General features: G+C 71.9%; 8 protein-coding genes. 5 read left to right on the top strand and 3 right to left on the bottom strand.

Annotated elements, in window-relative coordinates:
* Positions 1-163: 163 nt before the first annotated feature.
* Positions 164-1,120 (bottom strand): D-2-hydroxyacid dehydrogenase family protein, encoded by a 957-nt coding sequence (locus tag IE247_RS11475; RefSeq protein ID WP_190123120.1) that lies wholly within the window; start codon positions 1,118-1,120, stop codon positions 164-166.
* Positions 1,121-1,480: 360 nt separating this feature from the next.
* On the bottom strand, positions 1,481-1,987 hold the full coding sequence (locus IE247_RS11470; RefSeq protein ID WP_190122914.1) for an RICIN domain-containing protein: 507 nt from the start codon (positions 1,985-1,987) through the stop codon (positions 1,481-1,483).
* Positions 1,988-2,212: 225 nt separating this feature from the next.
* Here IE247_RS11470 and IE247_RS11465 point away from each other — a divergent pair, with 225 nt between their 5' ends.
* The 4 genes from IE247_RS11465 to IE247_RS11450 all read left to right on the top strand — a co-directional run bounded on the left by IE247_RS11465 (position 2,213) and on the right by IE247_RS11450 (position 7,308).
* Complete coding sequence (locus IE247_RS11465; RefSeq protein WP_190122913.1) at positions 2,213-4,102, top strand: ABC transporter ATP-binding protein; 1,890 nt, start codon at positions 2,213-2,215, stop codon at positions 4,100-4,102.
* A gap of 244 nt (positions 4,103-4,346) precedes the next feature.
* Positions 4,347-5,465 carry an amidinotransferase gene (locus IE247_RS11460; protein WP_268247189.1) on the top strand — a complete coding sequence of 373 codons (1,119 nt, stop codon included), beginning with the start codon at positions 4,347-4,349 and terminating at the stop codon, positions 5,463-5,465.
* Positions 5,465-6,442: a fatty acid desaturase family protein gene (locus IE247_RS11455; protein ID WP_190122912.1), complete on the top strand. Its 978-nt coding sequence runs from the start codon at positions 5,465-5,467 to the stop codon at positions 6,440-6,442. The genes IE247_RS11460 and IE247_RS11455 overlap by 1 nt, the downstream gene beginning before the upstream one ends.
* Positions 6,439-7,308: a hypothetical protein gene (locus tag IE247_RS11450; RefSeq protein ID WP_190122911.1), complete on the top strand. Its 870-nt coding sequence runs from the start codon at positions 6,439-6,441 to the stop codon at positions 7,306-7,308. Before IE247_RS11455 ends, IE247_RS11450 begins: the two co-directional genes overlap by 4 nt.
* A 30-nt stretch (positions 7,309-7,338) precedes the next feature.
* Here IE247_RS11450 and IE247_RS11445 read toward each other — a convergent pair whose 3' ends face one another.
* Positions 7,339-8,319, bottom strand: coding sequence for a DMT family transporter (locus IE247_RS11445; RefSeq protein ID WP_229869055.1), 981 nt, complete (start codon positions 8,317-8,319; stop codon positions 7,339-7,341).
* Positions 8,320-8,671: 352 nt separating this feature from the next.
* Here IE247_RS11445 and IE247_RS34050 point away from each other — a divergent pair.
* A partial coding sequence (locus tag IE247_RS34050; protein WP_194681016.1) for an FG-GAP and VCBS repeat-containing protein occupies positions 8,672-10,086 on the top strand: 1,415 nt, incomplete at its 3' end.

The following is a 10,086-nucleotide window of genomic DNA, read 5'->3' as shown; positions in this document are numbered from 1 at the left end:
GGGCGGGGGGCCACCGGAACATTTTCCCTGGTTGTTTACCCTGGGGAACCCCCGGGGGGCGGGGGTGCCCCCCGGGGGGCCCCCCCGGCCCCACGGCCAGGTGGATGTGTTCGGGCGGGGGCGTGAGCCGTCCCGCCGGTTCATGGGTCGGACAGGGGTCGGGTCACCCCAGGACGCGTACCGGGTCCCCGGCGAGGTACGCCTCGATGTCCTCGACGGCCTGCCCGAAGTAGCCCTCGTAATTGCGCCGGGTCACATACCCCAGATGCGGCAGGCCCAGGAAGTTGGGCGCCGAGCGCAGCGGATCAGCCGGGGCCAGCGGCTCGGTCTCGAAGACATCCGCCCCCGCCCCCGCGATCCATCCCTCACGCAGGGCCCTGAGCAGCGCGTCCTGGTCGACGATCGCCGCCCGTGAGGTGTTGACCAGATACGCGGTCGGGCGCATCCGCCGCAGCTCCGCCTCCCCGATGAGCCCTCGGGTCCGGGGGCCCAGCACCAGATGCACCGAGACGAAGTCACTGCTCTCCAGCAGCTCCTCCTTGGACCCCAGGGCGATCGCCCCGGACTCGGCGGCCCGCTCCGGGGTCAGGTTGGAGCTCCACGCCGCCACCTCCATCCCGAAGGCCCCGCCGATCCTGGCCATCTGGCGGCCGATCTTCCCCAGGCCCAGCAGCCCGAGCCGCCGCCCGTGGAGATCGGTCCCCAGTGTCTGCTGCCAGGGGCCGCCCGCGCGCAGCGCGTTGTTCTCGGTCACCAGATGGCGGGCGAGCCCCAGGATCAGCGCCCAGGTCAGCTCGGCCGGCGGCTCGGGGCTGCTGGCGGTCCCGCAGACGGTGACCCCGTGGCGGGCAGCCGCCGCCAGGTCGATGGCGGCGTTGCGCATCCCGGAGGTGATCAGCAGACGCAGCCGGGGCAGCCGGGCGAAGAGTTCTGCGGGGAAAGGGGTGCGCTCCCGCATCGCCACCACGATCTCGCAGTGACCGACGGCGTCGACGAGCGCGTCCTGAGACCCGAAGTGGCCGGAGAGGAAGGAGACCTCCACCCCGGGCCCCAGCCTCGGCCAGTCGGCCAGATCACGGGCGACGCCCTGGTAGTCGTCCAGTACGGCGCAGTTCAGCATCGGCACGGCGGCGGCCCTCCACGATCACTCGGATGGCGGGGAGCCTAGTCCGTGTCTTCAAAGTTTCGTCTGCCTGGCGGGGTCTGGCACGCACTCCCCCTGGGCCTGGCGGCCCGGGAGGGACCCCCACGCCGCGTTGTCGTCAGTCGCCTACGGCCCCCTGGGCTTCGCCCGGGAGGTGCCCCCATCCTCCGCCTTGCGATCTGGGGGCACCCCCGGGCGGAGCCCAGGGGGAGACCAGACCCCGCCAGACCCTCCCTACGGGAGGACGACGCCACTTCGAAGGCACTCCCCAGCGCGACGGTCCCGTCGCGGACGCCGGGGGGAAGGCGGCCCCTTACGAGGGGCGTTGCCGGAGAGCTACCACCACTTCTGGTGGCCCTTCCCGTTGCAGTCCCACTGGAAGGCGCCCACCCCGTTCCCCTTCCCTCCTCCGTAGATCTCCAGGCACTTGCCCGAGTTGTGGTTGGTGATGGTCCAGGTGCCGTCGCCGTTGGGGTTGATTCGCCACTTCTGCCAGTCGACTCCGCTGCACTCCCGCTGCGCGACGCCGACCCCGTTGCCCAGGCCGCCGCCGCGAACCTCTATGCACTTGTTGGAGTTGACGTTTCTTATCTCGGTCAGCGCGCCGCCCCTGGTGTTCAGCCACAGCTGGTTGGATCCGCCGTTGCAGTCCCACTGGAAGGCGCCCACGCCGTCGGCCGTGCCGCTGCCGTAGATCTCCAGACACTTGCCCGAGTTCTGGTTGACCCAGATCTGCGGGGTGCTCCGGGGACCCGGGCGGTCGGCCTCCGCCGCCGTGGCCGCGGGGGCGGACGCCGCCGCGATGAGGAGTGCGGCCGCCGCCAGTGTCTTGAGGTGGTTCATGCCGCGAAGGTTCATGTCCGCTCCCTGGATTCGTCGAGTGGGCGGATCCTGCCCCTCTCGTACCCCCGATCACTCGCTCACCAGACGAACCGTCCGAAAGGGCCGGTTCATGGCCGAGGGGGACTTCTTGACGGGGGAGGGCCGGGAGAGCCCTCCCCTCCGCCGTTGACCTCAAGTTTGGTTGGGGTTTTAGCGTTCTGTCACACACTCTCGGGAGGCACTCTCATGGACATGGAAGTCACCGCGTGGTCGTCGCTGCACAGCGCGATGAACGCCCAGCAGGACCGGCGGCCCTTCTCACGGGCCACACTGCGCCGGATCGCCTCCTTCGCCCGCCCGCACCGCCGGCAGCTCAACCGCTTTCTGCTGCTCAGCACCGTCACCGCGCTCCTCGCGGTCGCCACCCCGGTACTCGCAGGCAAGATCGTCAACGCGATCGTCCGGGGCGGGGACCCGGGCGCCGTCACCCGGCTCGCGCTGCTCATCGCCGTCATCGCCGTCGCCGAGGCGGCTCTCGGACTGCTCACCCGCTGGCTGTCGGCGACCCTCGGCGAGGGGCTGATCCTCGATCTCCGCACCTCGGTCTTCGACCATGTCCAGCGCATGCCGGTCGCCTTCTTCACCCGCACCCGCACCGGGGCGCTCGTCAGCAGGCTCAACAACGATGTGCTCGGAGCCCAGCGGGCCTTCAGCAACACCCTCTCCGGCGTGGTCTCCAACCTCGTCACCCTGCTGCTCACCCTCGTCGTGATGCTCGGCATCTCCTGGCAGATCACCCTCCTCGCCCTCGCCCTGCTGCCCGTGTTCGTCGTCCCCGCCCGCCGGATGGGATCCCGTATGGCCGCGATGCAGCGCGAGGCGGCCCACCACGACGCCGCCATGGGCACCCAGATGACCGAGCGCTTCTCCGCCCCCGGCGCGACCCTCGTCAAGCTCTTCGGGCGGCCCGCCGACGAGTCCGCCGAATTCGCCGCCCGCGCCCGCCGGGTGCGTGACATCGGCGTCCGCACCGCCATGGCCCAGTCCGCCTTCATCACCGCGCTTACCCTCGTCTCGGCGCTGGCACTCGCCCTGGTCTACGGACTCGGCGGCCACTTCGCCCGGAACGGCGGCCTCGAAGCCGGAGCCGTCGTCGCCCTCGCCCTGCTCCTCACCCGCCTCTACGCCCCGCTGACCGCGCTGGCCGGTGCCCGCGTCGAGGTGATGAGCGCCCTGGTGAGCTTCGAGCGGGTCTTCGAGATCCTCGACCTGAAGCCGCTGATCGCCGAGAAGCCGGACGCGCGGCGAGTACCGGACGGGCCGGTCTCGGTGGAGTTCGAAGGAGTCTCCTTCGCCTACCCCACCGCCGACAAGGTCTCCCTCGCCTCCCTCGAAGACGTCGCGGCCCTCGACTCACGCGGCGGCACGACCGTACTGAACGGCATCTCCTTCCGGGCCGAGCCCGGCCGGATGGTCGCCCTCGTCGGCTCCTCCGGTGCGGGCAAGTCCACCATCGCGCAGCTCCTGCCCCGGCTGTACGACGCCGACACGGGCTCGGTACGGCTGGGCGGCATCGACGTCCGCGACCTGAGCGCCGAATCGATCCGCGAGACCCTCGGCATGGTCACCCAGGACGGCCACCTCTTCCATGAGTCGGTCCGCGCCAATCTGCTGCTCGCCAGGCCCGACGCCACCGAGGAAGACCTCTGGGACGCACTGCGCCGCTCCCGCCTCGACACACTGATCGCCGCACTGCCCGAAGGCCTCGACACCGTCGTCGGCGAGCGCGGCTACCGGCTCTCCGGCGGCGAGCGCCAGCGGCTCACCATCGCCCGGCTGCTGCTGGCCCGCCAGCGGGTCGTCATCCTCGACGAGGCGACCGCCCACCTCGACTCCACCTCCGAGGCAGAAGTCCGAGAAGCCCTGGGCGAGGCGCTGGAGGGCCGGACCGCCGTGGTCATCGCCCACCGGCTGTCGACCGTACGCGCCGCCGACCTCATCCTCGTCGTCGAGGACGGCAGGGTCGTCGAACGCGGAACCCACACCGAACTGCTCGCCGCCGAAGGCCGGTACGAGGAGCTTTACCGCACCCAGTTCGAGCGCCCGGAGGCGGAGCGCACCGGCGTCCCCGGCTGAGCCGCACTCCCCTCGTACGAGAACGGGCCCCCGGCACCCGCCGGGGGCCCGTTCCCGTACTCAGGGGCTGCCCGCCGGGGCAGTCTTTCGGGCCAAATCGCGGACGCTGCGCCCGTCCGCCGATTGGCCCACCGCCGGATGGGCACGTTCTTCCGACATCCGGGCCGCCGGGCCGTTCGATCCAGGGCGGCGTTTCCCCGCGACGGTCCGGAACCCCGACGACCGCAGCGCGAGGAGACCGGTTGTGAGAACCGACGCACCCGCCGCCGACACTCCCGGCGGCACCCTCCCGGCCCCCCGGTCCAAGAGCCCAGTGTGCTCCTACACCGAATGGGACCCCCTGGAAGAGGTGATCGTCGGCATCGTCGACGGCGCGAGCTTCCCACCCTGGCACCCGGCCCTTCCCCCGGTGCTCCCGCCGGACCAGCACGAGACCTTCCGCCGCCACGCGGGCAGCCCCTTCCCGCCGGAGCGCGTCGCCGCCGCACAGCGCGAACTCGAAGGATTCGTCCGCATCCTGCGGAGCGAGGGCGTGACGGTGCGCCGCCCCGAGCCGCTGCCCCAGCGCGAGCCCTACAGCACCTGGGACTGGACCAGCACCGGCATGTACGCGGCGATGCCCCGGGACGCGCTGCTCGTCATCGGCGACGACATCATCGAGTGCCCGATGGCCTGGCGCTCACGCTACTTCGAGTCCCTCGCCTACCGGCCGCTGCTCAAGGAGTACTTCCGGGGCGGGGCGAAATGGAGCGCGGGCCCCAAACCGGAGCTGAAGGACGTCCAGTACGACCAGGAGTGGACCGACCCCGGCGAGGACGGGCCGCAGCGGCTCGTCGTCACCGAGTTCGAACCGACCTTCGACGCCGCCGACTTCACCCGCTGCGGGCGCGACATCATCGCCCAGAAGAGCAATGTCACCAATGAATTCGGCATCGAGTGGCTCCGCCGGCACCTCGGCGACGCCTACCGCGTCCATGTCTTCGAGTTCCGTGACGCGCACCCCATGCACATCGACGCGACCCTCGTCCCGATGGCCCCGGGGAAGCTGCTCATCCACCCCGACCGGGTGCCCGAGGTGCCCAGGCTCTTCGACGGCTGGGACGTCATGCCCGCCCCCCGGCCGGTGATCCCCGACACCCATCCGCTGTACATGACCAGCAAATGGATCAACATGAACATCCTGATGCTGGACGAGGAGCGCGTCATCGTGGAGCGCCAGGACGAACCGATGATCACGGCCCTGAAGAAGTTCGGCTTCTCCCCGATCCCCTGCGACTTCCGCAACTTCAACAGCTTCGGCGGCTCGTTCCACTGCGCCACCCTGGACGTACGCCGCCGCGGCACGCTGGAGGCGTACTTCTGATGCCGGACACACCGACAGCGCCGCTGTGGAGACACACCCCCAGGGACGCCCTCCTGCTGGCGTTCAGCGTCGCCCAGTTCGCCGTCACGATCCTGCTCGCCGAGGGCTGGGACACCGCCCACACCGCCGGGAGGTCGGCCGCCTTCGTCCTGCTGACCGCGATGACGGCGTACAACATCATCGTCGTCTCCCATCTGTTCACCCATGTGCCCTGGTTCACCTCCCACCGGCTCAACGCCCTCGTCTCGGTGCTCAATTCGGCCAACATCGGCCAGTCGGTGCAGACCTACCACCTCACCCATGTACGCAACCACCACCGGTTCAACAACGATGCCAAGGGACCCGACGGCACCACCCGCGACACCTCCTCCACCTACCGCGACGGCGTGGACGGCGAGCACACCCCCCTCCTGCCCTACGCGCTCGGCGGGGCGCTCGACTCGCTCGCGGACCGGGCCCGGGAATCCCTGTACGTGACCCGGCTCTGGCGGGTGGGGGAGCGGGAGACCGCACTGCTCCCCCTGGTCTCCCGCAGGGAGCCGCGCCGTACGAGGGAGCTGCGCCAGGTCCGCGCGGACCGCGCCGCCCACTGTCTCTCACTCGCCCTGTTCGCGGCGGTCTCCTGGCAGTGGACCCTGTTCTGCTACCTCCCCGCCTTCTTCACCGCGCTGACGGTGGTCAACGTCCAGAACTACTACCGGCACTACGGGGCCGACCCCGCCGACCGCGCCGCCGACTCCGTCAGCCACTACGGACGCCTGTACAACCTGCTCGCCTTCAACGACGGCTACCACCAGGAACACCACCTCAGCCCCGCGACCCACTGGTCGGGCCTGCCCGCCGTACGGGAACGGCACCGGGCGCTGCTGGACGCCCGGCCCCGGATCGTCAGCCCCGTCCCCGCCGTGCTCGGCTTTCTGCACCGCCGCCGACCGCATCTCCACCACCGGGGCGCGAGCGCCGGAGGCACCCCGTGACGGGCGGGGCGCAGATCACCGGCAGGGCCCTGCCGCCCGGCGGCTTCCGGGTCCACCGCACCACCGGCGGCGAGCCCGACGTCCCCGCCGTGCTGAAGGTGCTCCGGGGCGAACTGGCCGCCTGCCTGGTCAGCGGCTTCGTACCGGCCGGCGACTGCCGCCGGATCGTCGCGAACTTCTGGGCCTCCACCGGCCGAAACCCCCGGTACGGAGAGGGCGAGGACGGCGTCGAGGGATATCTCGTCGGCGCGTCCCACATCGAGAAGACCACCGACGCCTATCTGACCGAGGCGGCCGACTCCGCCGAGGCCGTACGCGGCCTCTACCGGGGGACCGCCGACCCGGTGTCCGCGTTCCGCACGGCGCTCACCGGCCCGGGCGGGGTACGGGGGGCACGCGCCGCCCGGCACGGCGGGCGCGCGGCGGGAGACTCCAAGGCCGTCTGCTGGAACAGGACCGGCCCCTTCCAACTGATGCCCCACGACGATCTCGCCCAGCTCGGCGACCCCGCACAGCGCGGATTCGAGATCCAGCGGCTGCGCCGGGTGATGGCGGTCAACGTCTACCCCCAGGTGCCTGCCGGGACGGGGCAGATCAAACTGTGGAACGTCGAGCCCGACGACCGCTCCCGCGCCCGGCTCGGCCTCTCCCACAGCGGCTTCCCCTATCCGCCCCGGCTGTTGGAGGAGCATCCCGCCCTGACCGTCCCGGTCGGGACCGGCGACCTGTGCGTGATCAACGGAAACCTCGCCCACGCCGTACTGGGCGGCGACCCCGCCGGCGACTCCACCGGCCCCGGCCGACGGCTGCTGCTGACCTGTTTCACCGCCCTGAACGACCGGGGAGAGCTGATCTGGTGGACCTGACGCCCGGTCCCGCCGCTTCGAAGGCACCCCCTAGGGCGGGACCGGTGCGGCCCGGGCCACCCGCGACTCCGCCACGGCGAGCCCCGCCACCGCCGACAGCAGCAGCGCCGTGCCCGCCACCGTCGCCGCTGTGAGCCGCTCGTCCAGCAGCGTCACCGCGAGCAGCGCCGCGCTGACCGGCTCGATCAGCATCACCACCGAGGCCGTCGCCGCCCGCACCGCCGCCACCCCCACGAAGTACAGGGGATAGGCGAGCGCGGTGGTGACGGCCGCGACGTACAGCATGAGCAGCAGCACCCGCCCCGGCTCGCCGGAGTGCGGCAGGATGCCCTCCGCCCAGGCGAGGGGCAGCAGCACCGCCGCGCCGATCCCGAACGACCACATCGTCAGGGTGTACGGGTCCTCACCGCCGCCGTGCCGCCCGGTCCACCGGGCCAGCAGGGTGGCCACCGCGTACCCGGCGGCGGACAGCAGCGCGAACCCCACCCCCAGGGGATCGACCGCACCCCTCTGATTGCCCAGCACCAGCACCGCGAGACCGCCCAGCGCCCCGCAGACCGCCACCACCCCGGCCCGCCCGATCCGCTCGGCCAGGAACAGCCGGCCGCCGACGGCCGTGAACACCGGACCGGCCCCCAGTGTGACGATGGTGCCGACGGCGAGTCCGGTCTCCTTCACCGCCCCGAAGTACGCGGTCTGGAACACGGCCAGCCCGAGGCCGGTCCCCAGCAGCAGCGCCGGTCTCCGCCGCCCGGTGCCCCTGCGCCGTAACCCGCCCGGCGCGCGGGCCGGACGCAGCGCGACCGCGCCGAGCAGCAGCGCCAGACCGCCGACATAGCGCCAGAAGGAGACGGCGACCGGACCGAGGTCGCTGGAGCGGTAGACGACATCGACGGCGGCCCCGGTGGTTCCCCAGGTGGCGCCCGCGAACGCCAGACACAGCAGACCGCGCCGCACGGCGCGCCGCCCGCCGGAGGGGAGGGGGGAGATCTCTACGGCTTCGCGTGGCACAGTGCGTTCTCCCGACGGAGCGAGTGGCCATGGCCTCCCGTCCCCGGGCACGGCCGACCGGCGCATCACCCTACGCCCGGAGCCGCCGCCGCACAGTGAACATCTCGGCCACCGTGTCCCCCTCCGGCACCGCCCCGAAATCGTTCGAGAGAAATTCTGAATTCCGTACAACTGTTGCCGCCCCCGATGTGTCTTCCCTGTATCCGTCCCTGAAAGCCACGGCACCACCCCGGCCGGACCGGCGCGAACCGCGCCGGCCGCCCCGGCCCGCCACCCCCACGCGGCCCTGCCCGGACGGGCGACCAGACCATCGCGGGCCCGCGCCGGGCCCCGTACGCAGCAGGAGACGCGCATGTCCATGCGGAAGAACCTCCGTCTCGTCATCGCGACGGCAGCCGCCGCCGCGCTGACCGGCGGCCTGCTCCATGTATCGACGGGAGCGGCGGCCGCCGCCCCCGCCAAACACGTCGACGACTACAACGGCGACGGCCACCGGGACTTCGCCACCGGCACGTGGGGCTCGTTCACCGTCACCTACGGGACCGCCAAGGGCCCCGGCACCAAGACCAAGAAGTTCACCCAGGACAGCCCCGGCATCCCCGGCAAGGCAGGCGACACCGACGGATACCGCGACGCCTTCGGCGCGACGCTCACCTCCGCCGACTTCAACGGCGACGGATACGCCGACCTTGCCGTGGGCGACCGCACCGAGCGGGTGGGCAACGCCTCCGAGCAGGGCGCGGTCACCATCGTGTGGGGCGCCAAGTCCGGCCTCGGCTCCGCCGCCGCCCGCCTGCCCGTCCTCAAGGGCTACACCCCCGAGCGGCTCGGCACCTCCCTCGCCGCAGGCGACTTCACCGGCGACGGCAAGGCCGACCTGGCGGTCGCCGACAACATCACCACCTACATCTACCGGGGCGGATTCTCCAAGTCCGGCGGCACCGGGAAGATCACCCGGCACTCGCCCTCGAACGGGCACGACTTCATCGAGCCGACCAAGCTCGTCGCCGGAAAGGTCGACAAGGACAAGGCCACCGATCTGTATGTGCTCGGCGACGGCTTCGTCAACGACCACACCCAGGCCGCCTGGTTCCTCCGCGGCGGCTCCACGATCACACCCGGCGCCCTGACCACGTACAACCACGACTCCGACTTCTACGACGCCGACGGGGTCATCGCCGACTTCGACAAGGACGGCTACGGCGACCTCGCCGTCGGCGACCTTCGCCGCGACGGCGACGCGGGCTCCCTCGCCGTGCTGCGCGGCGGCGCGAAGGGCCCCGTCTCCACGCGCCACATCAGCCAGGCCACCGAAGGCATCGCCACCGGCGTCACCCCGGGCGACAACTTCGGCCTGAAGGTCTCGGCGGGCGACACCAACCGCGACGGCTACCCGGACCTCGCCGTCAGCGTCCCCGGCGAGAAGGTCGGCACCGCCGCCTCGGCCGGCGGCGTGCACATCCTGCGCGGCGGGAAGAAGGGCCTCACCGGCACCGGCTCCCAGTGGTTCACCCGCCAGACCTCGGGCATCCCCGGCAGCGCCGCGAAGGACGCCCGATTCGGCCAGGACGTGCGCCTGCGCGACCTCGACCGCGACGGCGACGCCGATCTGCTGATCTCCGACAGCGGCAAGAAGAGCGTCCTGCTCCCCGGCGGCTCCGGCGGCATCACCACCCGTTCAGCCCGCGAGATCCCGCTGCGGGCCTCCTTCCCGCAGTGGCCCTCGTACGGGGGCCCCCCCCGGGCCGCCCGGGGGCGCCCCCCCCC

The sequence above is a fragment of the Streptomyces inusitatus genome, from assembly GCF_014651115.1.
Classification (GTDB): domain Bacteria; phylum Actinomycetota; class Actinomycetes; order Streptomycetales; family Streptomycetaceae; genus Streptomyces; species Streptomyces amakusaensis.
The sequence above is the reverse complement of the archived record's forward strand: the minus strand, read 5'-3'. Positions and strand labels throughout refer to the sequence as shown.